The sequence below is a fragment of the Vibrio splendidus genome (assembly GCF_024347615.1).
In the GTDB taxonomy this organism is placed as follows: Bacteria; Pseudomonadota; Gammaproteobacteria; order Enterobacterales; family Vibrionaceae; genus Vibrio; species Vibrio splendidus.
This window is the reverse complement of record NZ_AP025508.1, coordinates 885663-909319: the sequence shown is the minus strand read 5'-3', so window position 1 is coordinate 909319 and position 23657 is coordinate 885663. Positions and strand designations below refer to the sequence as shown.

20 protein-coding genes and 1 tRNA gene are annotated in these 23657 nt (G+C 44.6%); 11 read left to right on the top strand and 10 right to left on the bottom strand.

Annotation, left to right across the window (positions count from 1 at the left end):
- From OCU90_RS04065 to OCU90_RS04050, 4 genes are read left to right on the top strand one after another with little or no spacing between them, the layout of a single operon-like run.
- Nucleotides 1-1200 (top strand): beta-ketoacyl-[acyl-carrier-protein] synthase family protein, encoded by a 1200-nt coding sequence (locus tag OCU90_RS04065; protein ID WP_061025631.1) that lies wholly within the window; start codon nucleotides 1-3, stop codon nucleotides 1198-1200.
- The gene (locus tag OCU90_RS04060) at nucleotides 1193-1657 is read left to right on the top strand and encodes a hotdog family protein (RefSeq protein ID WP_061025633.1); all 465 of its coding nucleotides are present in this window, start codon (nucleotides 1193-1195) and stop codon (nucleotides 1655-1657) included. The genes OCU90_RS04065 and OCU90_RS04060 overlap by 8 nt, the downstream gene beginning before the upstream one ends.
- A complete protein-coding gene (locus tag OCU90_RS04055) occupies nucleotides 1654-2379 on the top strand; it encodes a 3-ketoacyl-ACP reductase FabG2 (protein WP_016767037.1) in 726 nt (241 codons plus the stop codon). Before OCU90_RS04060 ends, OCU90_RS04055 begins: the two co-directional genes overlap by 4 nt.
- Nucleotides 2376-3599: a beta-ketoacyl-ACP synthase gene (locus OCU90_RS04050; protein WP_061025634.1), complete on the top strand. Its 1224-nt coding sequence runs from the start codon at nucleotides 2376-2378 to the stop codon at nucleotides 3597-3599. The genes OCU90_RS04055 and OCU90_RS04050 overlap by 4 nt, the downstream gene beginning before the upstream one ends.
- Nucleotides 3600-3685: 86 nt before the next feature.
- Here the strand turns inward: OCU90_RS04050 and gltX are convergent, their stop codons facing one another.
- Complete coding sequence (gene gltX, locus OCU90_RS04045; protein WP_017088096.1) at nucleotides 3686-5113, bottom strand: glutamate--tRNA ligase; 1428 nt, start codon at nucleotides 5111-5113, stop codon at nucleotides 3686-3688.
- Between the two features lie 301 nt (nucleotides 5114-5414).
- Between gltX and OCU90_RS04040 the strand changes: the two genes are divergently transcribed.
- Together OCU90_RS04040 and OCU90_RS04035 are read left to right on the top strand one after the other, a co-directional pair.
- Complete coding sequence (locus OCU90_RS04040; protein ID WP_081090026.1) at nucleotides 5415-8228, top strand: heavy metal translocating P-type ATPase; 2814 nt, start codon at nucleotides 5415-5417, stop codon at nucleotides 8226-8228.
- Entirely contained in the window at nucleotides 8218-8658 is a 441-nt protein-coding gene (locus OCU90_RS04035; RefSeq protein ID WP_004736129.1) for a DUF411 domain-containing protein, read from the top strand. The genes OCU90_RS04040 and OCU90_RS04035 overlap by 11 nt, the downstream gene beginning before the upstream one ends.
- A gap of 277 nt (nucleotides 8659-8935) precedes the next feature.
- Here the strand turns inward: OCU90_RS04035 and OCU90_RS04030 are convergent, their stop codons facing one another.
- The gene (locus OCU90_RS04030) at nucleotides 8936-9592 is read right to left on the bottom strand and encodes an oligogalacturonate-specific porin KdgM family protein (RefSeq protein ID WP_017088099.1); all 657 of its coding nucleotides are present in this window, start codon (nucleotides 9590-9592) and stop codon (nucleotides 8936-8938) included.
- Nucleotides 9593-10127: 535 nt separating this feature from the next.
- Nucleotides 10128-12782, bottom strand: a complete 2655-nt coding sequence (locus OCU90_RS04025) for a beta-N-acetylhexosaminidase (RefSeq protein WP_061025638.1) — start codon at nucleotides 12780-12782, stop codon at nucleotides 10128-10130.
- Between the two features lie 406 nt (nucleotides 12783-13188).
- Between OCU90_RS04025 and OCU90_RS04020 the strand changes: the two genes are divergently transcribed.
- Nucleotides 13189-14076, top strand: coding sequence for a TraB/GumN family protein (locus OCU90_RS04020; protein WP_061025639.1), 888 nt, complete (start codon nucleotides 13189-13191; stop codon nucleotides 14074-14076).
- 122 nt (nucleotides 14077-14198) lie between these two features.
- Nucleotides 14199-14621, top strand: coding sequence for a hypothetical protein (locus OCU90_RS04015; RefSeq protein WP_061025641.1), 423 nt, complete (start codon nucleotides 14199-14201; stop codon nucleotides 14619-14621).
- Nucleotides 14622-15026: 405 nt separating this feature from the next.
- Here the strand turns inward: OCU90_RS04015 and OCU90_RS04010 are convergent.
- Nucleotides 15027-15103: transfer RNA gene (locus OCU90_RS04010), tRNA-Pro, on the bottom strand.
- 255 nt (nucleotides 15104-15358) lie between these two features.
- Here OCU90_RS04010 and OCU90_RS04005 point away from each other — a divergent pair.
- The 3 genes from OCU90_RS04005 to rluF all read left to right on the top strand — a co-directional run bounded on the left by OCU90_RS04005 (nucleotide 15359) and on the right by rluF (nucleotide 17558).
- Nucleotides 15359-15499 (top strand): DUF3149 domain-containing protein, encoded by a 141-nt coding sequence (locus OCU90_RS04005; protein WP_004736246.1) that lies wholly within the window; start codon nucleotides 15359-15361, stop codon nucleotides 15497-15499.
- Between the two features lie 167 nt (nucleotides 15500-15666).
- The gene (smrA, locus tag OCU90_RS04000; RefSeq protein ID WP_061025644.1) at nucleotides 15667-16248 is read left to right on the top strand and encodes a DNA endonuclease SmrA; all 582 of its coding nucleotides are present in this window, start codon (nucleotides 15667-15669) and stop codon (nucleotides 16246-16248) included.
- A 176-nt stretch (nucleotides 16249-16424) separates the two neighbouring features.
- Nucleotides 16425-17558, top strand: a complete 1134-nt coding sequence (gene rluF, locus OCU90_RS03995; RefSeq protein ID WP_061025645.1) for a 23S rRNA pseudouridine(2604) synthase RluF — start codon at nucleotides 16425-16427, stop codon at nucleotides 17556-17558.
- 106 nt (nucleotides 17559-17664) lie between these two features.
- Here the strand turns inward: rluF and ybaK are convergent, their stop codons facing one another.
- The 6 genes from ybaK to prmC form a co-directional block, all read right to left on the bottom strand.
- On the bottom strand, nucleotides 17665-18138 hold the full coding sequence (gene ybaK, locus OCU90_RS03990) for a Cys-tRNA(Pro) deacylase (RefSeq protein ID WP_004736243.1): 474 nt from the start codon (nucleotides 18136-18138) through the stop codon (nucleotides 17665-17667).
- A gap of 118 nt (nucleotides 18139-18256) precedes the next feature.
- Complete coding sequence (ushA, locus tag OCU90_RS03985; protein ID WP_004736242.1) at nucleotides 18257-19918, bottom strand: bifunctional UDP-sugar hydrolase/5'-nucleotidase UshA; 1662 nt, start codon at nucleotides 19916-19918, stop codon at nucleotides 18257-18259.
- Between the two features lie 575 nt (nucleotides 19919-20493).
- Nucleotides 20494-21348 carry a 3-deoxy-8-phosphooctulonate synthase gene (gene kdsA / locus OCU90_RS03980; protein WP_017076863.1) on the bottom strand — a complete coding sequence of 285 codons (855 nt, stop codon included), beginning with the start codon at nucleotides 21346-21348 and terminating at the stop codon, nucleotides 20494-20496.
- A 22-nt stretch (nucleotides 21349-21370) separates the two neighbouring features.
- Nucleotides 21371-22180, bottom strand: coding sequence for a SirB1 family protein (locus OCU90_RS03975; RefSeq protein WP_017084479.1), 810 nt, complete (start codon nucleotides 22178-22180; stop codon nucleotides 21371-21373).
- Nucleotides 22181-22207: 27 nt separating this feature from the next.
- Nucleotides 22208-22591 carry a SirB2 family protein gene (locus OCU90_RS03970; RefSeq protein ID WP_004736238.1) on the bottom strand — a complete coding sequence of 128 codons (384 nt, stop codon included), beginning with the start codon at nucleotides 22589-22591 and terminating at the stop codon, nucleotides 22208-22210.
- A gap of 193 nt (nucleotides 22592-22784) precedes the next feature.
- Nucleotides 22785-23657, bottom strand: a complete 873-nt coding sequence (gene prmC, locus OCU90_RS03965) for a peptide chain release factor N(5)-glutamine methyltransferase (RefSeq protein WP_061025647.1) — start codon at nucleotides 23655-23657, stop codon at nucleotides 22785-22787.

Genomic DNA, 23657 nt, shown 5'->3' with positions numbered 1-23657 from the left:
ATGCCTATTTATATCCAAGACTGTGGTTTCCACTCCGCATTAGGCTCAAGCGTTGCTGACATTCATGGCTGCCTCAAAGATACGCGTGAATCGAACATGGTTGAAGTAAGCGATATGCTGAATGATGGTAAACACACTATCGTGGGTAAGGTCGCGGGCGAACTGCCTGAGGTTCCATCCAATCTCGCACAATACGCCACTCGTAACAATCAACTGGCGTTATCAGCTCTAAATCAAATCCAAGACTCTATCGAGCAAGCAAAATCACAATTTGGCGCAGATAGAATTGCTGTTGTTATCGGCACAAGCACCTCGGGGATTTCTGATGGTGAAGCCGCTTTCAAATATAAATTGGCAAACGGTGAGTTTCCTGAGCATTATCACTACTCCAAACAAGAGCTAGGGAATCCCTCTGAGTTTGTTAGTCAATATTGCTCATTAACAGGGCCAAACTACGCAATCTCGACCGCCTGCTCATCAAGCGGCCGTGTTTTTCTTACCGCTCAACGCTTGTTAGATTCTGGAATGGCTGATGCTGTGTTGGTTGGAGGTGTCGACACCTTATGTAAGCTGACGCTCAATGGTTTTCATGGCCTTGAAGCACTTTCAACCACACATTGTAAACCGTTTAGTGCCTCTCGAAATGGTATCAACATCGGTGAAGCGGCGGCGTTTATGTTGCTCAGCAAAACAAAACTGAATGTTGCTAATACAAACCAGAATATACCTAGCATTGCCTTGTTAGGCTGTGGTGATAGCTCTGACGCACACCATATTTCAGCGCCCCACCCTGAAGGGAACGGCGCTGAACAAGCGATGATAAAAGCGTTAGATTCTGCTCAGTTACAAGCTGAAGACATCGGTTATATCAATGCTCATGGCACCGCAACTCCACTCAATGATTCAATGGAAAGCAAAGCCATTCATCGTATTTTTGCAAACAAGGTTCCCGTCAGTTCCACCAAGCCTCTTACCGGGCATACTCTTGGAGCCGCAAGTGCAATAGAGGCTGCAATAGCATGGCATATTTTAAAATATGACTTACCGCTTCCCTTACAAAAATGTCAGGATAAAGCTGAAGATATTGAGATTGATTTGGTAAACTGTTCCCAGAAACTTAAAGTAAAGAACATCTTAAGCAACTCGTTCGCTTTTGGTGGCAACAACATTAGCCTGATCTTTGGTGTAGTAAATGACTGATATCCCTTCTGTAGACCAACTTCTTCCACACGATGATCCGATGATATTAATCGATCGTGCTATCAGCGTAGAGGCGTTGTCGATTCACTGTCAGGTCGATATTGGAGCTCATAATCTGTTCTTTAATGCTGAATCTCAAACCGTACCCGCTTATGTGGGTATCGAGTTTATGGCACAGTCTGTAGCGGCATGGTCTGGATATCATGCACTGAAAAACGGCACCACTCCCCCAATCGGATTCTTACTCGGGTCTCGCCGTTACAAGTCACTGTGTGATGAGTTTACTCAAGGTCAGACCCTTAATATCTACGCCGAGCAACTGATGGAAGACAGTGGCATGGCCGTGTTTACCGCCAGAGTCGAAGACCAAGGTCAGTTAGTGGCTCAATGCCAACTCAATGTCTACGTTCCGACCGAACAAAAATTACAAGAAATGAAAACTAGGAGCCCATCATGACCCGTCAGGTTTTAGTCACAGGTGCCAGCAAAGGCATTGGTAAAGCGATCGCTATTCAACTCGCGAAAGACGGATTTGAAATTGCCGTTCATTACATGGGTGACAAGCAAGGTGCTGAAGACACGTTAAAGTCGATCACCGAACTGGGTGGCGCAGGACGTCTCATCCAATTTGATATCAGCAATCGCAGCGAATGTCGCGAAACGCTTGAGTCAGATATTGCCGAGCATGGCGCTTACTATGGTGTGGTGAACAATGCGGGTATTACTCGTGACACAGCATTCCCAGCCATGACTGAAGAAGAGTGGGATGGCGTGATCCATACCAACCTCGACAGCTTCTACAACGTACTTCACCCGTGCGTGATGCCAATGGTTCAAAAACGCAAAGGCGGGCGAATCGTTACTCTGGCGTCGGTATCCGGCATCATGGGTAACCGCGGCCAAACCAACTATGCCGCAGCAAAAGCGGGCGTAATTGGCGCAACTAAGTCTCTAGCTTTAGAGTTAGCGAAACGCAAGATCACGGTAAACTGTGTCGCTCCAGGCTTAATTGATACCGGCATGGTTGATGAGCACGTGAAAGATCATGCCCTTCCCCAAGTTCCACTGCGCCGCATGGGCGAGCCAGAAGAAGTTGCAGGCCTTGTGAGTTATCTCATGTCTGATATTGCAGGCTACGTCACTCGCCAAGTAATTTCAGTTAATGGAGGCCTAGTATGACCCGCCGCGTTGTTGTAACTGGCATGTCTGGTGTTACTGCCTTTGGTAATGACTGGCAGCACATCGAGCCGAAACTAAAAGCCTGTGAAAATGCCACCCAATATATGCCAAGCTTTGAGCAGTATGATGGCCTCAACACTAAGCTAGCTGCGCCTATTGATGACTTCCAGTTGCCAAAACACTACAAACGCAAACAGGTTCGAGGCATGGGTCGGGTTTCTCGCTTAGCCACTGTCGCGACTGAAGATGCTTTAACACAAGCCGGGTTGATTGGACATGATGTTCTGACTAACGGAGAAACTGGCATTGCCTACGGGTCTTCAACCGGCAGTACCGATGCGGTTGGTGCGTTTGGCGTGATGCTTAACGAGAAATCGACACGAGCAATTACAGCAACCACCTATGTTCAAATGATGCCACACACAGCTGCGGTCAACGTTGGACTGTTCTTTGGCCTGCGCGGTCGTGTGATTCCCACCAGCAGTGCCTGTACTTCAGGAAGCCAAGCGATTGGTTACGCCTATGAAGCGATCAAACACGGCTACCAAACTGTGATGGTGGCCGGTGGTGGCGAAGAGCTATGCCCAACTGAGTCTGCCGTTTTCGATACCCTTTTTGCTACCAGTTTAAAAAACGACACACCAGAGAAGTCCCCTAGTCCTTACGACAGTGAGCGCGATGGCCTCGTTATCGGTGAAGGCGCAGGTACACTTGTTCTTGAAGAGTATGAACATGCTGTGGCTCGTGGCGCAAAGATCTACGCTGAGATCATCGGTTTTGCCAGCAACTGCGATGCCGCTCATGTGACTCAACCTCAGATGGAAACCATGCAAATCTGTATGGAAAAAGCGCTGAAAGATGCACAGCTTCCTGCTGAAAAAATTGGTTATGTTTCGGCGCACGGAACGGCAACAGATAAAGGCGATATTGCAGAAAGTAATGCGACCGCGAACATCTTTGGTGAAGTGCCAATCAGTTCATTGAAAAGCTACTTTGGTCATACGCTGGGTGCGTGTGGTGCGATTGAAGCTTGGTTAAGCCTAGAGATGATGCATTCAGGCTGGTTCAGCCCAACATTGAACCTTGAGAACATCGACGAACGCTGCGGCAAGCTTGATTACATCACGGGCTCAGGTCGCGAATTGGATGTTGAATATCTGATGAGCAACAACTTTGCCTTTGGCGGAATTAACACCTCAATCATCTTCAAAAAGATTTAAGCTTATTTATTAGCTAAAACTCGAGACAAATAAAAAGGGTCAGTAACCAAGTTACTGACCCTTTTTTGAATCTAGCAAAAGCTCAATTAAGCGTTAGCTTCACGCTCTGCGATGAACTCAAGAGCCATCTTGATGCGAGCGATTACGCGCTCTTTACCAACAAGCTCCATCACAGCATCAACAGAAGGAGACTGACCGCCACCTGTTACTGCTACGCGAAGTGGCATGCCGATTTTACCCATACCGATCTCTAGCTCTTCACATACTGCTGCAATCACACCATCTTTGATGTTTGCTGTAGTGAACTCTTCAAGTGCTTCAACCTTAGCAAGAGCAAGCTCTAGTGGGCCTTTAGCAACACCACGTAGGTGCTTCTTCGCTGCGCCGGCTTCAAACTCAGAGAAATCTTCGTAGAAGTAGCGAGATTGCTCAGCAAGTTCGATAAGCGTGTTACAACGCTCGCCAACTAGCTTGATCACTTCAGTGATAGCCGGGCCGTTTGTTGTATCGATCTTTTGTGCATCTAGGTGCCATTGCAGGTATTTTGCAACATACTCAGGCTCAGAAGTCTTGATGTAGTGGTTGTTCAACCAAAGTAGTTTTTCAGTGTTGAATGCAGATGCAGACTTGCTGATTGCGTTCAGGCTGAAGAATTCAATCATCTCTTCTTGAGAGAAGATCTCTTGATCACCGTGAGACCAACCTAAACGAACTAGGTAGTTGTTTAGTGCATTTGGTAGGTAACCTTCATCGCGGTATTGCATTACTGATACAGCACCGTGACGCTTAGAAAGTTTCGCACCGTCATCACCAAGAATCATTGCACAGTGAGCGAAAGTTGGAACTGGCGCGCCTAGTGCTTCGTAGATGTTGATTTGACGAGGTGTGTTGTTGATGTGGTCTTCACCGCGAACAACGTGTGTAATGCCCATATCCCAGTCATCCACTACAACTACGAAGTTGTAAGTTGGAGCACCGTCTGTACGACGAATGATTAGGTCATCAAGTTGGCTGTTCGCGATTTCAATGCGACCACGGATTTGGTCATCAAATACTACGCTGCCTTCTTTAGGGTTACGGAAACGGATAACGCATGCATCACCTTCTTTTGCTGCTTCGTTTGCTGCAACAATTTTAGGGTGGTTCGCATCGTAACGAGCCATTTCTTTGTTTTCTTCTTGTACTGCACGAATCTCATCAAGCAGTTCTTTAGACGCGTAGCATTTGAATGCTTTGTCTTCAGCAAGTAGCTTATCAACCATTTCGTTGTAACGGTCAAAACGCTTAGATTGGTAGTAAGGACCTTCATCCCATTCCATACCCATCCATTGCATGCCTTCTAGAATTGCATCAACCGCTTCTTGAGAGTTACGCTCAAGGTCCGTGTCTTCGATACGCAGAACGAATTCACCACCTTGATTCTTAGCGAATAGCCAAGAGTAAAGTGCAGTACGTGCACCACCAACGTGAAGATAGCCAGTTGGGCTAGGAGCAAAACGAGTTTTAACCGTCATTTAAATACCTTGATTATGTAGGTGATTCTTTTAGTGATTGCCATTACAAAGCCTGCAACAGAAAAATATCACTAAATTTTGGGCGCTATTTTATCACCACCGCTTAAATCTACAATCAGTAGTGAATGATTAATGCGCGGATCTTGTGCGAAAGCGACTGTAGAAAGGCCAAATCCAGCTTCGATGTAGCAAATCTATAGCCTGAGCCAGTAAATTATAGCCATGCTTTTCTTTAACTCTCGCCTATCCCACAAACTTAACCCACCCATTCATATGCCACTAAGATCAAATTCTTGAATTTATGTTTGACCTTACCCTTACGGTAAGGTTTATGTTGGGCGTAGATGAGAATTGGAGTATCGATATGAAGCATTACACAACCGCACTCAACGGCCTAAATTGCATGGGATGTGCGAAGAAAGTCCGCACACTGTTTGATGGTCTCGATAATACGAAGATCAACGACATATCGCCGACATACATCGATATTTCCACTCCTTTTAGTTACGTTCAACTCAACGAACAACTAGCGACGCTTGGTTATAGCATGGGTAATAAACTGCACCTTTCGCTATCTGGTCTTAGCTGCGGTAAGTGTGTGAGCAAACTGACTCAGGCGATTCAACAAACTGAGCAAGCCTCAAATCTAAACGTCACCAAACATGAATTGTCGTTGGTTACTCTGCTTGAAGAATCCGAGATTATTGAGCTAGTCGAAAGTGTGGGTTATCACGCAGCTCCCTACTCTGAAGCCAATGACCTTTTATCTAATTCAGATTCAGAAGAAAATAAAAAACCAACGCCGGCTGAACCGACACAAGCTAAACCTGCAGCTAGCCAATATACTTATCACCTTGTTCTTGAGGGAATGACGTGTGCAAGTTGTGTTTCTTCGGTAGAGAAAGCGCTGAAAAAGAATGAGTTCGTCGACCAAGCGCAGATCAACCTCGCTGAACAGACAGCCTTGGTCTTCACGTCTAAAACACGTGACGTCATCGAAAGCGCGCTAATAGAATCGGTAAAAACCGCAGGTTATGGTGCCGAGTTCGTTGATGACGCGGCGACTCAACAACAAAAACAGCAAGAACAACAACTTCGTACCCAAAAAGCTTTACTAAAGAATTCAGTAAGCGCGCTGCTTATCGGTGCTCCGCTGATGGCGTGGGGTCTGTTCGGTGGCAGCATGACCATTGCTACATTTAACGACCAATTGGCGTGGGGCTTAATCGGTGTCGTCTGTTTGGTACTGCTAGCCACTTCAGGACGCAGCTTCTTCACTAACGCTTGGCAATCACTCATGCATAAGCGTGCGACCATGGATACGTTAGTTGCTTTAGGTACGGGCGCAGCATGGTTCTACTCTATGCTGGTTGTGCTGATTCCATCATGGTTCCCAGAACCATCGCGTCATGTCTATTTTGAAGCAAGTGCAATGATTGTCGGCCTTATCTCTTTAGGGCACTACATTGAAGCTAAAGCCAAAGCACGCACCACCAAATCTTTGCAGGCACTGATTAATTTACAACCTCAAAAAGCCGTGGTTATCGTCGATGGTAAAGAACAAACCATCGCCGTAGAGGCGATTCAAGTCGGTATGCAAGTACGAGTGAAACCGGGAGAAAAAGTCCCGGTTGATGGTGTTGTGGTATCTGGCGAATCTTATATCGATGAATCGATGCTGACTGGTGAACCGCTTCCCAACGTTAAATCGCTCGATGATGGGGTTTCAGCAGGTACCATTAATGGTGATGGCAGCTTAATCATTGAAGCAACTGGAATTGGCTCAAGCACCATGTTGGCTCGAATCATTCAAATGGTTCGCCAAGCGCAAAGCAGTAAACCAGCAATCGCCAAGCTTGCCGATTCTATCTCAGCCGTTTTCGTTCCGGTTGTGGTCGCAATCGCAGCGGTTGCCGCCTTAATTTGGTTTTTTGTAGGTCCACAACCAAGTGCCAGTTACATGTTAGTGGTATCAACCACAGTGCTGATCATCGCTTGTCCATGTGCGCTAGGCCTAGCCACACCACTTTCGATTACTGTTGGCGTAGGTAAAGCGGCTGAGTTTGGCGTTCTTATTAAAGATGCGGATGTATTGCAGTCTGCCAGCAAGATCGATGCTGTTGTGTTTGATAAAACAGGTACGTTGACCCAAGGAAAACCAACCGTTCAACAGGCCTTTTACTCTAATCTAACAGAGCAAGAGTTACTGGCTTATGCTTATTCAGTAGAAGTGGGATCTGAGCATCCACTCGCCAAAGCTGTTTGCCAATACGCAGAGAACCTACAAGTTTCAGCACTACCTCATAGCGAGTTCGAAAACCAACGAGGGCTTGGCGTACAGGCAACAATTAACGGCAAGAACGTGCAAGTTGGCTCGCTTAAATACCTAACCCAGTTAGGCATCAATACTGAGATTGGCGCGGATTTTATCGAACTTTGCCGCTCGCAAGCGTGGACGCCTATTTTCATTGTGATTGACCAAAAACTCGAAGGCATATTGGGCATTTCAGACGCATTAAAAATAGATAGCAAACAAGCCATTGCTCAACTAAAATCCGCCGGAATTCACACCGTGCTATTAACAGGCGACAACGATTTTGTTGCTCAAGCGATTGGTAAAAGTGTCGGTATCGACGAGGTTATCTCGGAGGTGCTTCCAGAGCAGAAAGCTCAGCATATTGTTCAGCTTCAACAGCAATATAAGAGTGTTGCTATGGTCGGAGACGGTATTAACGATGCACCAGCTCTTGCTCAAGCAGATATAGGAATCGCAATGGGCAGTGGCAGTGATGTCGCGATTGAAAGTGCGCAAATGACGCTACTCAACTCATCGCCATTATCAGTAAGCAATGCGATCGAGTTGTCCCAAGCGACCGTAAGAAATATGAAGCAAAACCTGTTTGGTGCCTTCATCTATAACTCGCTTGGTATTCCTATCGCAGCCGGTGTGCTCTACCCATTTTTCGGATTTCTGCTTAGTCCTGTAGTTGCAGGCGCTGCGATGGCGATGTCGTCAATTACGGTAGTAAGCAATGCCAACAGATTAAGACTTTTCAAACCCACACATTCTAATATCAACAAAAACCATATTCATGAGGTTAACCATGATTCGTAAAATTATGACTCTTACAGCACTCGCTGCAATTTCAGGACAAGCTCTCGCGACTGATGTTCTAAACCATAAGTCTCCATACTGTGGCTGCTGCACAGAATGGACAGAACATATGCGAGATGCTGGGTTCGATGTTACAGAGAAGCTCCACGATGATATGAATCCAATAAAGCAGAAGTTAGGGGTAACGCAAAAACTAGCCTCTTGCCACACTGCAGAGATCGACGGTTACGTATTTGAAGGGCACATTCCAGCAGAGGACGTTAAAGCCTTTTTAGAAAACCCACCACGCAATGCGATTGGCTTAGCGGTTCCAGGTATGCCAATGGGCTCACCGGGCATGGAATATGGCGATAAGAAAGACGAGTATTCTGTGTATGCGTTTAATGAAGAAGGTCAGGTGTTTGAGTACCGTCATTACAACGGAAAATAAAGCTTAACTAGACCAACGCCAAGCAATTAAAAGAAGTCATAAAAATAGAGCCTAGCATGAGTAAACCCAAGACTGTGGTTTACTTGCTAGGCTCTTTGCTTTTGGACAGTAAAGCAAATCTTGTCGCGGCACCAACCGGGCTGTTAGTGCCGCTATATTTCTCCTCGCTAATTGGCTAAGAAGCTATTTAACAAAAAGCTATTTAACAAAAAAGCTATTTAGCGAAGAAGCTCACTCGGCTAATAATCGAATAGACTAAGCAGCCAAGTGAATCGGCTTAGAAGCCGTAAGAAGCACCGAATACGAATGCGTTGTTAGCATTGTCAGCTTGGTTACGGTACTCAAAGTAAGGTTGAACGCCTTGACGAGTCCATGTAGCACGAAGCTCGTGGTCCATAGTATTATCAGCATCGCTCATCACGTATACGTTGTTGTAGCTTAGAGCTAGCTCAGCGTTTACTGCATAGCCGATACGGTTATCAAAACGAGTTTGGTCGTCAGCTTTGCTGTCTTCCATAGCGTGGTAACGAGTACGGTTGCTGATAGAAATACCGTTATCGAAGTTGTAACCAATCTTAACTAGCGGACGGTACTGAACCGTCTCACCGTTATTTAGTAGGTGGTGGTAACCAGCAGCAACCCATAGGTTGTCATTGATGTTGTACATCTGCTCAACACCTAGAGTAATGTACGGAGAGTTACCTAGACCGCTATCTTGGATTGCGTCATCGTCGTACTTACCTAGAGAGATGCCATCGAACTCTGTTAGTAGTGTTGTACCAGTATCAAATGTGTGGCCCGCTTCTAGGGTAGAGGTTGCTGACGGATCGAAATCAGAGTGAAATTGAACGTTACCTGTAACGTAAGAAGAACCAGCAAAAGCACTAGAAGCAAAAGCAAGAGAAAGTGCACTTAGAGCGATAATTTTTTTCATAGTAAACTGCCTTAGTTTGATTTTTTCAGCGGCACATCTTCGGTACATCATTCACCTTCACCGCTTGAGTAGTTAGTTGCCTCCCTGGCATGAAATCTATGTTGCTCGAATTAATTTGCGTTTCAAAATAAAAGAATGAGCAGAGTGATCTCTCTCACTATCAAAAAAGAACAAGTTATTTAACACATTAAAATCAGTCACTTAAAAATATAAAAATTGATAAAAAACTCAAGATCAAAAAACGTACAGATCAGGATCACATTATTTTACGATGCGAAATTAGATTTAGTTGGTTGAATCACACCTGATTTAGAGTTTTTGATGAGAGACTTATTTTTCGAAGAGAATAATGAGAAGCGCGTCACTTTTGCGATGGAACTCACCTTATGACATTGTTGACGATATACATAAAGGCTATTTCTATATGTTTCAGTTTAAGAGAAGTGGCTAACTTGATTTGGACGAAAAAAAAGCTCCCACTCTTATCTGAATCAGATAAAAGCTAGGGAGCTCATCTATTAATTTTGCTTGTCGATTATTTTACCAAAGTTACTCGACTTACTTTCTCGCCACTTTCAGAGATAGAGCGGATATACGTTTCACCAGAAACCGAAGGACGTTGCTGCTCATCATAAGTCAGCCAGTTTTCACCATCAGCTGAGTATTGAAGCTCTACGCCTGGGAATTGAACGTTCATCGCTAGCTTACCATCAACAACCTGAGCACCTGGAACTGGTAGTCGGTAATCAATACCCGCTTTCTCGAGCTTAGCCAGCTCACGTTGACCAACAATATTCGCGAAGCGATTAAAGTCGCTGTTTAGAGCCTGCTTATTCACTAAGTCAGTAGCTTGAGAGTACTCAACGCCCACTTTGTAGTCGTTTTCCCAATCTGCTCGGTGCCATGCACGCTCTGCCGCAGCAAGAACACGAGGGAACACCATGTATTCATACTGCTCGTCAGTACGTACAGTTTCAGACCAAAGCTGCGCTGACAAACCGTAGAAAGGTTTCGCTTCAATCTCACCTTTACCACTGAAGCCATTGCCGTCACGGTCTAGTGACGTTTCTGCATTTTGTGGCATGTTCTCTGGAGCAAAGCCAAACATCTTACGAGTATCGGTTGCACGCGTAGCCCAGTAGTAACCACGTTCTGCTGCATCTACTTCGTATGGCATATCCATATATACGTAATCTGGGTTAGAAACAATTACGTCATAACCTTTCGCTGACCAGTCGTACACTGATGAAGTGCCGCCCCAGTAAAGAACGTCCCAGAAGTTAACGCGAGTCGTTTCAGTAGCGAAGCCAGATTCACCCTCTTCCACATACTTCAAGCCATCTTGCCAAGCTTGGAAGTGAGGAATTCCTTTGTCTGCAACAATTTTTGATACTTCTTTTGCAAAGTAGCCAGGTAGGTGACCGAAATCACTCACTGAACCATCAGCAATCAAAGACTGACATTGTGGAGACTGTTGGAATGGTTTATCTTGCTTGTCTAGCTCAATGTTACCTTTCCATGCCACTTTGTCTTGAGCATCAACATCTTGAAAGCCTGCGCCTAGCTTGATGTTTTTCGCTTCATCGCCACCAAAGTGCCAAGTCGTTAGCGGCATGCCCGCTTCATTGTGCATTGCTGCAATTTCAGTAATCACTTTATCAACAAAGCGAGTCGATGATTCCATACATGGGTTGATGAAGCTGTGCTTATCGTAGAACTGAATCGTCGTCACGTTTGAAGTATCTTGTGGGTCCATCAAGCGGTATTCACTTGCTTCCGCTTCTTTACCTTCCGCCATTAGGCGAGTGTAACGGGCTTCCATTGATACCACAGCAGAACGAGCGTGTGCTGGCATATCAATTTCTGGAATTACTTCGATGCTGCGCGCTTTTGCGTAACTTAAGATCTCGACGTAATCCGCTTTACTAAAGAAACCAGAGCCAAAGTTGTCTGTTGTTGGACCTGAACCTAGCTGAGGCAGTAAACAGCTTTGCTCTTCCAAATCAAAACAACGATTAGACCCTACATCCGTTAGCTCTGGTAAACCCGGGATTTCTAAACGCCAGCCTTCATCATCCGTTAAGTGAAGGTGCAGTTTATTCATCTTGTAGGCTGCCATTTGATCTAGCGTGGCTAGGATGGCATCTTTTGAGTGGAAGTTTCGAGCAACATCCACCATCACACCACGGTAATCAAAGCGTGGCGCATCTTGGATCGACAGTTGTGGTAGTGATTCAGCATTCTGACTGTCTATTAGGCCAAAAATAGACTGAACGGCGTAGAAAGCACCTGTTTTATCGAACGCTTTAATCGCAATCCCCTCTTCCGAGATGCTTAGTTCATAAGCGCCAGATTTCGCTAAATCACCCGTAAACTGAGTAGGAACAACAGCAACACTAACAGGTAGGTCGCCACTCACATCTACGTTTACCACATCTGCACGTTCTTCAATTGCAGCGAACTGCTCAGCATCGAATGCGTCTTTAGGTAGGGCAATACCACCAGCAATGCTCACTGAACCTTCGCCCGCTTCTACCGACATTGGCGTTGGTAGTAAAGTGGTTGATACATCTTGCGTTGCCAGATCAGCATTCTTTTCAAAGCGAGTAACCGCTGTTGCCATGACATTGTTGTCATCAGGTGTACGCTTAAGGTTGTTTCCTTCCAAACCTGTTACGAACGACGCGACATCTTCCGTATTCAATGAAGCAATCATCTTAGGTTCAGCGTTTGGCGCCGTTACAAATGCACCCGGCATAAAGTCGGTTTCAAACAGTTGCCAGTATTCACTTGTTAGTGGAAGAATCACTTCTTCACCAGCGGCAAAACCATCGAACTTATCTGTAGGTTCTAGTTTGTGTAGGTCGCCCGTTACACGAGTGATTTTAAACTGCTCATTATCAACATCTAAGATAAGGCGAATACTGTGGAAGTAGATAGTCCAATCTTTCGAATCGATCGCTTCACCGTCATTGGTCAGAGTCATGTTCACTTTGTTACATGATGCCCACTCTGCGCCTAAATCCTGACAAGCCATGCCTTCGTTTGCGCCGTGGTTCGTCAAAATTTCGTATTGCACATCTAGGTTATCAGCCAGTGCATTCACCACCTTTTGTTCTGGTGCTTGTGTTACCGCACAACCCGTTAAACCAGCCAGTACTGCTACAGATAGTAAGTTTCTCTTCAACATCGTATTCACCCATAAATTTAAAAAATTGAGTTAGAAGCAAAATAGAACGCTTCAAAAGTTAGATAAACTATATGGTCTTATTTTTCGCCGTGAATTAAATCAAGTTAATAAAGTGATCGACTTCAAATCTAAAAAATATTGATAAAATTAACCTGATTAAAATCATCAAGTTACCGATATCGACAGTTCCGTCAGTTTTATTTTGACGTAATATTTGAGAATTGAATCACAATCTTTTGAAAGGATTTCATAAAATCGTGTCGTTGTTACTGAGAAAGGTTTAAGAGTTTGTTGGTGTTGTTATACTTTTCGTACAAACAACGTGACATCGTTCTCAAAAAAAACCGTTAAAAAACACCGTCAAAATCGATTTTAACGAGTTTAAGACTTCCTAAAGGAGCTCCCTTTGCGCCCATTCTTATACATGGTTTTATTCGTTCTCGCTTTTTCAGCTAGGCAAGCGGTCGCCGAGCCCCTTTATTGGCAAGCAAAAAAGGATGAACTGACACTCACTATCTTAGGTTCCGTGCACGTTGGGGACGAGAGTATGTACCCACTTCCTTCAGCGATCACCGACGCGCTAAAAAACAGTGATGGGTTAGTTATCGAAACGGATATCAGAAAGTCTGATGGCGTTGTATATCCCCACAACAAACTCACCACAGCCGATGTGCTCAATGAAGAACAACTGCAATTATTAACCGACATATCAAAATCGTTGGAGATGCCGACGCAACAACTGCTTAGCTCACCGCCTTGGGCGACTTCTCTTTCCATACAGATGCAGCAGCTAAAAAACCTTGGTTATGGCTCCGCCGGCGGCGTTGATGCGACACTAGCTCACAAAGCAACGATCCAAGATGTTCCGGTAATCAGTTTAGAGCCCCTACAGTTCCAAATAGACCTGATGACAAAACAAAAGGACGACGGTAAAGAATGGTTAGTCAGTAGCCTTGAAGAATTTGACCAAACTGATCGTGTGGTTCATTGCTTAATCGAAAGCTGGAAAGCGGGTGATTTAGCGAAGCTGGAAGCCTTCGCAGAGCTGTCTGAGATGTCGCTTGAACTCGAGAAAGCATTCTTAACTGATCGCAATATCGACTGGGCAAACAAGCTATCCGCCAATGATTGGAAACTCGATTCAAATGGGAATTATTTGATCGTGGTTGGCGCCTTGCACCTAGTTGGCGAAGGTAACCTTTTGCAGTTGTTAAAAGAGAAAGGTTTTAATGTCACTCAACAATCACAAAGCCAACAGGCTCAGTGTCAATTTGAGGCTAGCCAAAAAAGCTAACGATGCTCAACCTTATTGTATTCTCGTTATAAAAGCATTTCCTTAATAACAGAATCATTACATTTAATAGCACCATAACGGTGCTATTATCTTTCGCTCTTTTTATACACGGTGTTGTTCTCATGAAACCAGTACTCTTCGCTTTACCTTTAGCCCTCACGATCCTGATGCCCACGGCAGCGTTTGCCAAAGAAACTTGTACCATCGAACAGTTTCAAGCCATCGACATTCAGCCTGATACAAAAGGCGGCGTGCTAGATAAAGAAAGCGGACAGTTTTTGATTACTGAAAAGCCACCCATGCGATGCGCGAATATTACTTTCACGACGTCTACGACACGCAACCGTATCGCAAGCCAAATGAATGGTAATTTTGAAGCAAGCTTTTACGATGGCAAGACGGGTAACTCTCACTCGGTGACCTTTAACGAAGATGAAGTACAGGCAGGTTACATTCGAATTGGTCCAAATAATCCTGTTGAAGCGTATGTTTGCTTTGTTACTTCAGAGACACCAATCAAGAACATCACTTGTGATGTGAAGTAAACAGATTTGGGACGGACTTATTGAGTCAATCCTTTTCTCTATGCGGGATGTTTAGAACAACAAGAGATTCCCGACTCGCTCCTTCGCCACTCTAGGGAATGACGCACATACCAAATGCAAAAAAGTCGTAGCCCTTCTCTATAATAAATGGTCTACGGCTTCTTTAATGTGGCGTTGAAGAGCTTGTTTTGAACATCAGGCGACCCCCACTTAGGTTCAAACCCCATTTCCCATACCCTGAAACGACGAAAGCCTGCTCATTGAGCAGGCTTTCTTTAATACGGTCAGTGAAGAGCTTGTTTTGAACATCAGGCGAACCCGTTGACCAAGTGATTATCTTTATCCTGAAATGCAAAAAAGCCGTAGCCCCTTCTATTACAAAGAGTGCTACGGCTTTCTTTAATGTGGTCGGTGAAGAGGGATTCGAACCCCCGACCCTCTGGTCCCAAACCAGATGCGCTACCAAGCTGCGCTATTCACCGAGATATCTAACTGGCTGATTGCCTGTCGATGAAGCGTATAATACGGATTCTGAATTTATGCGCAAGAGCTTTTTTCACTCTTTTTTACAATATCGAATCGTTCGAACAAAAGACGTACAACCCAACGGCTAATGTGACGAAAAACACACACTCACCAACAAGTATTTAACTTATGAAACAGGATTGATCCAGATCAGTGAATTGATAACGCTACTTAATACACTGAGCCATGTCATATAACTTTGAGGTATACACATGGACTTTTGGCTAGAACTCCTATTTGGTAATGCAGTGGGGCTATCTTCAATGATAGTAATATTCGGGGCTCTGGGTCTCATGATGTTCTATGGAGGCTTCTTCATCTACAAAGTTATGACTGAAAAATCTCCTCACTAGAATCGCTCAGCCTAAGTCATCTACTTTTAAGTATCATTTTCTTTGGGTGGATGTAAAAACGCTTTGCACCGGAGCAGACTTATTGTCTTCTCCGGTTTTTTCATTTTTAAACCCGGCCTCAACTTAGGTATACTTACCCTATCCTTCTCCAACTTGAGATACACACTATGTCTCATGATGACGACTTAGATCTATTCCAAGAAATGATGGGCGATGTTAAACGTATCAACCATGACACCGCCGAACACCAGAAAGTACACCGAGTCACAGAATCTCACCTTGCTAAGCGTGAAGCCGCTATGTGGCTGTCTGACGACGAGAAAGACTACTTATCATTAGACTACTCACCAATGATCAAGCCAGACGACGTCATTGCTTACAAGAAAGATGGTGTACAAGAAGGCGTATACAAAAAGCTGCGCTTAGGCAAATACCCTATTCAGGCCAAACTCGACCTTCATAGGAAAACACTGAAAGACGCTCGTAACGAAGTACTCTCATTTTTACGCCAGTGTTTAAGAATGGATGTTCGCACCGTTATCATTGTTCACGGTAAAGGTGAGCGCTCGAACCCACCAGCAATGATGAAAAGCTACGTGGCGAATTGGCTCACGCAAATTAACGACGTTCAATGTGTTCATTCTGCTCAGCAATTTCATGGTGGCACTGGCGCAGTCTACGTTATGCTCAGAAAGAGTAATGAGAAAAAGCTAGAGAACAGAGAGCGCCATCAAAAACGCACCAGTTAACTGGTTGAAACAGATAAGTACACTGATAGCGAATTGCATCAAGATCGATATTTCGTGCCTAGACTCACACCAAGTGCTAAAATTGTCCTCAGTTAACGAATCCCAACTCAAAGCAACTATCCAAAGGTTGCTTTTTGTTTATCTATATTTCCGTTGTGAAACGCTAAGAGAATATCATGTCACAAGAATCCCAAGCTAAACGCCTTAATAAATACATCAGTGAAACTGGTTTTTGCTCACGCCGCGAAGCCGACAAACTCATTGATGCAGGCCGAGTTACTATTAACGGTAAGATCCCTGAAATGGGTACTAAAGTCTTGCCCGGTGATGATGTTGAGATCGACAATAAACCTGTTCGCTCAAAAGAGAAGCCGATCTACATTGCTCTTAATAAACCAACAGGCATCACCTGTACTACTGAACGTGATATTCCTGGCAACATCGTCGACTTTATCGGCCACCACAAACGTATTTTCCCTATTGGTCGTCTAGATAAGCCTTCTGATGGTCTTATCTTCTTGACCAACGATGGCGACATCGTAAACAAAATCCTACGTGCAGGTAACAACCACGAGAAAGAATACGTAGTGCGTGTAGATAAGCCGATTACGACTGAGTTCTTGAAGCAAATGGGCGCTGGCGTTCATATTCTCGATACTGTTACCTTGCCATGTAAGGTCGAGAAAGAAACCAAATTTTCGTTCCGAATCACACTAACGCAAGGCCTTAACCGTCAGATTCGCCGTATGTGTGAAGCATTGGGTTACGAGGTATTTAAGCTGCGCCGTGTTCGTATTATGAACATCTCATTAGACGGCATTCCTAACGGGAAATGGCGCTACCTGAGCGACGAAGAGATCACTGAAATTTTAGCGATGTGTGAAGGCTCTGTAAGTACTGAAGATGCATCAAAAATGAACGCGAAAGGTCAACGCATTCGCAAAGCGACAGACGCAAAACTTTTTGATAGCCGTGAAGAAAACCAAACTTCAACAGCGCGCCGTAATCAAAACGAGAACCGTACTCGCACTTACCGTGGTAATAACGCGGATGAATTCCGCCATGCGCCAAACTCAAAGCGTGGTCGTAATTCGTCGAATAGTGAAAGCGGCGGCAACACCGAGAACTGGAAATCGAACTCTCGTTCAGAGCGTTCAAATTCAGATCGAAACAGCTCGGATCGCAATCGCACAGACCGCGACAATAACGATCGTAGAAGCGGTAAGCCAGCAAACCGTAGTCAAGATTCAAACAGACCAAATAAACCAGCAGCAAAACGCGTTGGTGGTACATTAGGCCTGAAGAAGTAGTCAGAATCAGTAAGACGAGACACTCGATATAAAAACGCCCGCTAGATTAGTCTAGCGGGCGTTCTTGTATGTAATTCGATAGTTTTATCATCATGACGACGACAATCTATAAACATAGATCAGCAAACTGACCGCGAGTCAGTAGCGCTAAGTCTTTCGGGTCGAGCTCAATTTCTAGCCCGCGCTTCCCTGCACTCACGCATATCGTTTCAAAATCGGTAGCGCTGGAATGAACAAAGGTAGGCAAGGCTTTTTTCTGACCAAGAGGGCTGATCCCGCCCACCACATAACCCGTGGTTTTCTGAGCAATATCAGGATTCGCCATCTCTGCTTTTTTGCCTTTTGCCGCTTTTGCCGCAAGCTTCAGGTTTAGCTTCTGATCAACGGGAATAACGGCAACAGCTAAATCTTTAGCGACGCCATTCAAACAGAACAAAAGCGTTTTAAATACACGTTTGGGATCTTGACCAAGCGCTTCGACAGCCTCTAATCCATAATTCGTGTTATTCGTATCGTGGTGATATTGATGCACGCTATGAGCGATTTTCTTTTTCTTGGCGAGATTGATTGCAGGGGTCATAACAAATCCAAACGATAGATAAACAAAAAGCGACGCCGAGGCGTCGCTTTAGTTAAATTTATCATGGTGCTAGAGTCAATCTAATTTAGCACCTATTAACTCTAGCAACTGGGTTTAATTACTTGTAAACCATTTGACCAGAAGGTGCGTACTTGTTCACGTCAACTGGGCTGTTCGCTTCTAGGTACTCTTTCAGTACTTCAGCATCAACAAAACCTGTGTTCACGTAACCAGGGTGATCTGACAGTTTAGGGTAACCGTCGCCACCAGCCGCGTTGAAGCTTGGCACTGTGAAACGGTATGTTTCGTCTAAACGAAGCTGTTTGCCACCGATGAAGACATTCGATACTTCACCGTTTGCTACTGTCATTGAAATGCCAGCGAACTGCGCGTAAGCACCAGAATCGATTGGTTTCGTCGCCACAACGTTTAGGTAATCTAGAACTTCTTTACCTGTCATGTCTGTGTAAGTCAGGATGTTTGCAAAAGGTTGTACCTTCAGTACATCTTTGTAAGTGACATTGCCCGCTTCAATTGAGTCACGAACGCCACCAGAGTTCATCACAGCGAAGTCTGCTTGTGCACGCTCCATGTGAGAAGTCGCAATCAAACGACCTAGGTTAGTTTGTTGGAAACGCACCACGTTACGATCGCCTTCAAGCTTGCCATTTGTCTCAGCAATTTGAACTTCTAGCTGTGCTTGACCTTGCTCTTGGAAAGGACGTAGGAATTCAAGCAACTCTGGATCTTGTGCGATCTCATCTTGAATAAGAACACGTTGCTTCTTACCGTCAATCTTAACTTTCTTCTTAAGGTTAACTGGAACCAGATCGTAGCTCACCATCTCTAGCTCACCGTTACGGAATTCGTAATCAGCACGACCTACGTACTTGCCCCACTCGTGAGCTTGAACGATGTAAGTACCATTCTGTACGTCTGGTTTACATTCATCACCCGGCTTGAAGTTTTTCTTCGCAACGTTAGGGCCTTCCATACATACAGGCTCTTGAGAGTGACCACCAACGATCATGTCTAGGTCGCCTTCGTTTAGGTAACGAGCAAGTGCTACATCACCCGGTGCGTTAACACCACGTTGGCCGTTTTCGTAGTGACCCATGTGAGTCACAGCGAAGATTAAATCTGGCTTCTCTGTTTCTTTAAGTTCAGCGATCAGCTTCTTCGCTTCTTCTTTAGGGTCACGGAAGTCAATGCTCGCGATGAATTCAGGGTTACCGATTTTTGCCGTATCTTCAGTGGTTAGACCGATAACAGCAATCTTGATACCTTGCTTTTCAAACATCTCGTAAGCTTGGAACTTGCGTTCACCTGTTGCTTTGTCATAGATGTTTGCAGATAGCATTGGGAAGTTAGCCCAGTCGATCTGTTTTTGTAGTACGTCTAAAGAGTTATCAAACTCGTGGTTACCCAATGCCATTGCATCGTAACCAATTTTATTCATACCTTTGAAATCAGGTTCTGCATCCTGAAGATCTGACTCTGGCACACCAGTGTTGATGTCACCACCAGATAGAAGCAACACGCTACCGCCTTCTGCTTCAACTTCAGCACGAAGTTGGTCAACAAGCGTTTTACGCGCAGACATGCCGTATTCACCGTATTTGTTCTGCCAAAAGCGACCATGGTTGTCGTTAGTGTGTAGAACCGTTAACTTGTAAGTTTCGTCTTGGTTCCAATCTTGAGTTGATTGAGACGCACATCCAGCTAGAGTAGCTAGGATTGCAGCACTTAGTGCTGTCTTTAGAATAAGGCGTTGCTTCATTGTCATACCTTTGAACTTTTTAGGGGAATCCACTGCTTTTTATAATCTATTGCGACCCCTTTCCTGGAGTTCGAACAATAAGACTTCAACATGACTAATCTTAAATTAACATTCTAGATGTAACACGACGATTTCATATTTATGTCGAATTGGTCACGCATAGATCGGCAGTTAAGTGTAACAAAATTATGAGATTACACTCAAACTTCCCCTGCATCACAGGCAATCGTTTACTTATAAAGTGTGATGAACATCAGTAATTTACTATAAACAGGACAGACCTCACACACCCATACCACTTTCTTAGGGAATCAAAGGTTCTGTTAACAAAGATTTGATCATCTGCCGTTGATTAGTACTTTGAAAAACAGGTTAGCTAACGACTACACAGCTTAGTCATCGAAAAACAACTTGGTCATCGTCAAAATAGGCCGAGGCTTCAGTGAACTGAACGGATGTCCCGTTAAAAAAAACGCCCAACTCTAAGAGTTGGGCGTTTATCTTATGCTGTTAAATAACCACTTAAACTCACTAACATTAGCGATTTAATGCTCGTTATTTAGCATCAGCCAAAGCTATTTGATATCGATGTGGTCGAAGCCTTTGATAAGGTCATCAAGTGCTTTCATTTGCTTCAAGAACGGCTCTAGTTTATCTAGAGGTAGCGCCGATGGGCCATCACAACGTGCTTGATCAGGGTTAGGGTGAGCCTCAAGAAACAGACCCGCAATACCCGTCGCAAGACCCGCTTTAGCAAGTTCAACGGTTTGCTCACGACGACCGCCAGAGGCAGCACCTGATGGGTCACGCATTTGAAGCGCGTGAGTCACATCAAAGATAATTGGGCTGCCGTTTGATGATTTTTTCATTACACCGAAACCAAGCATATCAACAACTAAGTTGTCATAACCCATGCAAGAACCACGTTCACAAAGAATGATGTTGTCGTTGCCACACTCAGCAAACTTATCAACAATATTACCCACTTGATCTGGGCTCATGAACTGAGGCTTCTTCACGTTGATTACAGCGCCGGTCTTAGCCATCGCTTCAACAAGGTCAGTTTGACGAGCAAGAAACGCTGGAAGCTGGATTACATCAACCACATCTGCAACAGGCTGAGCTTGTGCTTCTGTGTGGATATCCGTGATAATTTTCACGCCAAAGGTATCTTTCAGTTCTTGGAAGATTTTAAGACCTTCTTCCATACCTGGACCACGGTATGAGTGAACTGAGCTGCGGTTTGCTTTATCGAAAGACGCCTTAAATACGTAAGGGATGCCCAACTTCTCTGTGACTTTCACGTAATGCTCACAGATCTGCATTGCTAGATCGCGAGATTCAAGAACGTTCATGCCTGCAAATAGCGTAAATGGCTTGTCGTTAGCAATTGGCATATCACCAATGTGAACTGTTTTCTGTTCCATCATATTCTCTCTAAATAATTATTAATTAGTGAACAACCACTGTCTTTTCGTTCATGACGTTCACTTGAGATTTCAGTAACTCAGATGCAGGGTCATCTGGGCATTGGTCGATAAAGTATTGATAATCCGTTGCTGCAACTTGATGACAGTCTAGCTGCTGATAAATAAAGCCACGGTCACGGATTTCGTACGGATCATCCGGCACAAACGTTAACGCAAGATCGGTACACTTCAATGCAAGCGTATAACGCTCTTCTCGCAGTAATGCACTCTTAAGCAACGCTAGCCACTTACCAATAATCGTTGGGTGGTCGGCAACCTCTAAGTGCTCCGCTTTCACCTTAGCGAGTGGGCCATCATGTCCGATTAACCAAGCTCGTAAAGTTTGCACGCCAACATACTCACCGTTGTAAGGATTAATATAGACGGCTGCTTGCCCGTACCAACTCACTTTAAGCAGAAACTGAGTCGGAAAAGAGACACCCTCTACAGGGAAGCCTAGCTTGCGACCAAGAAAAAGGAAGATTGCCCCAAGACTGACAGGGATACCTTTCTTTCTCTCGAGCACTTTATCGATAAACGCGTTTTCCGATGAGAAGTAAGCGTCTTTATCGCCTGCGAAGCCCCACTCATAAAAGAATAGTCGAATAAAAGATTCAAACTTCTGTTGCTCGTCGGTTTCATTAACCAAAGCAAACTCAGCGTCTTTTAACAATCTCGCCAGTTCTTGCTCAGCCCAGCTGTCTTGAGTTTCTGGGTTAATCGCTTTATTTAAGATCAATGCACCTTCAGCTAACTCTAGCTGGTCAAAGTCTTCATCAAAAAATTCGTACATACGTAACTAACCGAAATAAGGAGATAATTAACCGAAAAATGTTGGTGTCTTCGTCATTGCAATTTTGCCTGCCATCGCTAACCAGCCTAGAGCGCCAAAGAATGAGAAAACTCTCAATAGCTTGTTCTTACCTAACTTAAGCGCAAAGAAGCCCAATGCGATGTAAGCCATTACACAGGTCAGTTTTTCAGTTAACCATGGTGCCGCTGGTGTAAAGGGAATAAAGCCAGTGATAAAAATCAAACCAATACCCGATAGCAGCAGCAACGAGTCATTGATATGAGGGAAACGCTGCAAGAAAGGATGCTTAAGCTTTGGTGAGTTAACCATCATCAGAGCGAAACGAATCGAAAGAAGTAGCGCGCTTATAGCAATCGTTAGTAGGTGAAAATGTTTTAAACCTTCGTACATGGTATTCCTTTATATTTTTTATATGTGCTTTCGTTAACACGAGCCAAACAATACCCGTTAATGCCCTGTATTTCTGCGTTAATTCTCTGTATTTCCGCGTTAAGTGCATTATCGAGTTAAGTGTATTGTCGAGGTTAAAGGTATCAATTTAGCAAGTTCATCATCTGTTGCTCACTAGATGATGAACAGCAGCCTATGAACAGTAACGACCCAATGTCACTCGGTCATTACCACCGTAATCTTTTTCTGTAACCACATCCAAGTAGCCCAGTTGTTGCATTATCTCACGTACCGCCAAGCCTTGGTCATAGCCGTGTTCAAATGCTAGCCAGCCTTCGTTTTCTAAAAAACCGCGTGCGTTTTCAGAGATGTATCGAATATCAGCTAAACCTTTCTCTTCAGCAACTAACGCTGTGATCGGTTCAAAACGCACATCACCTTGAGATAAATGAGGGTCATTCTTCTCAATGTAAGGTGGGTTCGAGACAATCAACGAGAACTTCGCAACTTCTTCTTCAGAATTCACCGAGTTCAAAGGCTCAAACCAACTGCCGTGTAAAAAGGTGGCGTTGGTGATGTTCAAGCGTTGTGCATTTTCTGTAGCAAGTTGCTGCGCTTCAGGGCGAAGATCAATACCCGTCACTGGTCGATTCGGCATCTCAGACGCCAATGCTAACGCGATAGCACCTGTGCCCGTGCCTAAATCTAGAATCGCACCTTGTTTTCCGTAGGTTTTATCCAAAGCGACTTCAACCAAACGCTCGGTATCCGGGCGCGGGATTAAAGTAGAAGGAGAAACTTTTAATGGCAGCGACCAAAACTCACGTTCACCAACAATATAAGCCACAGGCTCACCGGTTAAGCGACGTTTTAGAAGGGTATGGAATTCGGATTCTTGTTCTGAAGTGAGATGCTTCTCAGGCCAAGTCAGTAGGTAAGATCTAGGTTTATCTAGGGCGTGACAAAGCAGTACCGCAGCATCAATCGAGGGCGATGTGTTATCGCCCTCTTGAAGCTGTACGATTGCTGACTTTAAAGCACTTTCAACCGTATATGCTGACTGCAT

Coding starts and splice junctions, on each gene's coding strand:
- OCU90_RS04065 (WP_061025631.1), top strand. CDS start 1: ATGCCTATTTATATCCAAGACTGTGGTTTCCACTCCGCATTAGGCTCA.
- OCU90_RS04060 (WP_061025633.1), top strand. CDS start 1,193: ATGACTGATATCCCTTCTGTAGACCAACTTCTTCCACACGATGATCCG.
- OCU90_RS04055 (WP_016767037.1), top strand. CDS start 1,654: ATGACCCGTCAGGTTTTAGTCACAGGTGCCAGCAAAGGCATTGGTAAA.
- OCU90_RS04050 (WP_061025634.1), top strand. CDS start 2,376: ATGACCCGCCGCGTTGTTGTAACTGGCATGTCTGGTGTTACTGCCTTT.
- gltX (WP_017088096.1), bottom strand. CDS start 5,113: ATGACGGTTAAAACTCGTTTTGCTCCTAGCCCAACTGGCTATCTTCAC.
- OCU90_RS04040 (WP_081090026.1), top strand. CDS start 5,415: ATGTTTGACCTTACCCTTACGGTAAGGTTTATGTTGGGCGTAGATGAG.
- OCU90_RS04035 (WP_004736129.1), top strand. CDS start 8,218: ATGATTCGTAAAATTATGACTCTTACAGCACTCGCTGCAATTTCAGGA.
- OCU90_RS04030 (WP_017088099.1), bottom strand. CDS start 9,592: ATGAAAAAAATTATCGCTCTAAGTGCACTTTCTCTTGCTTTTGCTTCT.
- OCU90_RS04025 (WP_061025638.1), bottom strand. CDS start 12,782: ATGTTGAAGAGAAACTTACTATCTGTAGCAGTACTGGCTGGTTTAACG.
- OCU90_RS04015 (WP_061025641.1), top strand. CDS start 14,199: ATGAAACCAGTACTCTTCGCTTTACCTTTAGCCCTCACGATCCTGATG.
- OCU90_RS04005 (WP_004736246.1), top strand. CDS start 15,359: ATGGACTTTTGGCTAGAACTCCTATTTGGTAATGCAGTGGGGCTATCT.
- smrA (WP_061025644.1), top strand. CDS start 15,667: ATGTCTCATGATGACGACTTAGATCTATTCCAAGAAATGATGGGCGAT.
- rluF (WP_061025645.1), top strand. CDS start 16,425: ATGTCACAAGAATCCCAAGCTAAACGCCTTAATAAATACATCAGTGAA.
- ybaK (WP_004736243.1), bottom strand. CDS start 18,138: ATGACCCCTGCAATCAATCTCGCCAAGAAAAAGAAAATCGCTCATAGC.
- ushA (WP_004736242.1), bottom strand. CDS start 19,918: ATGAAGCAACGCCTTATTCTAAAGACAGCACTAAGTGCTGCAATCCTA.
- kdsA (WP_017076863.1), bottom strand. CDS start 21,348: ATGATGGAACAGAAAACAGTTCACATTGGTGATATGCCAATTGCTAAC.
- OCU90_RS03975 (WP_017084479.1), bottom strand. CDS start 22,180: ATGTACGAATTTTTTGATGAAGACTTTGACCAGCTAGAGTTAGCTGAA.
- OCU90_RS03970 (WP_004736238.1), bottom strand. CDS start 22,591: ATGTACGAAGGTTTAAAACATTTTCACCTACTAACGATTGCTATAAGC.
- prmC (WP_061025647.1), bottom strand. CDS start 23,657: ATGCAGTCAGCATATACGGTTGAAAGTGCTTTAAAGTCAGCAATCGTA.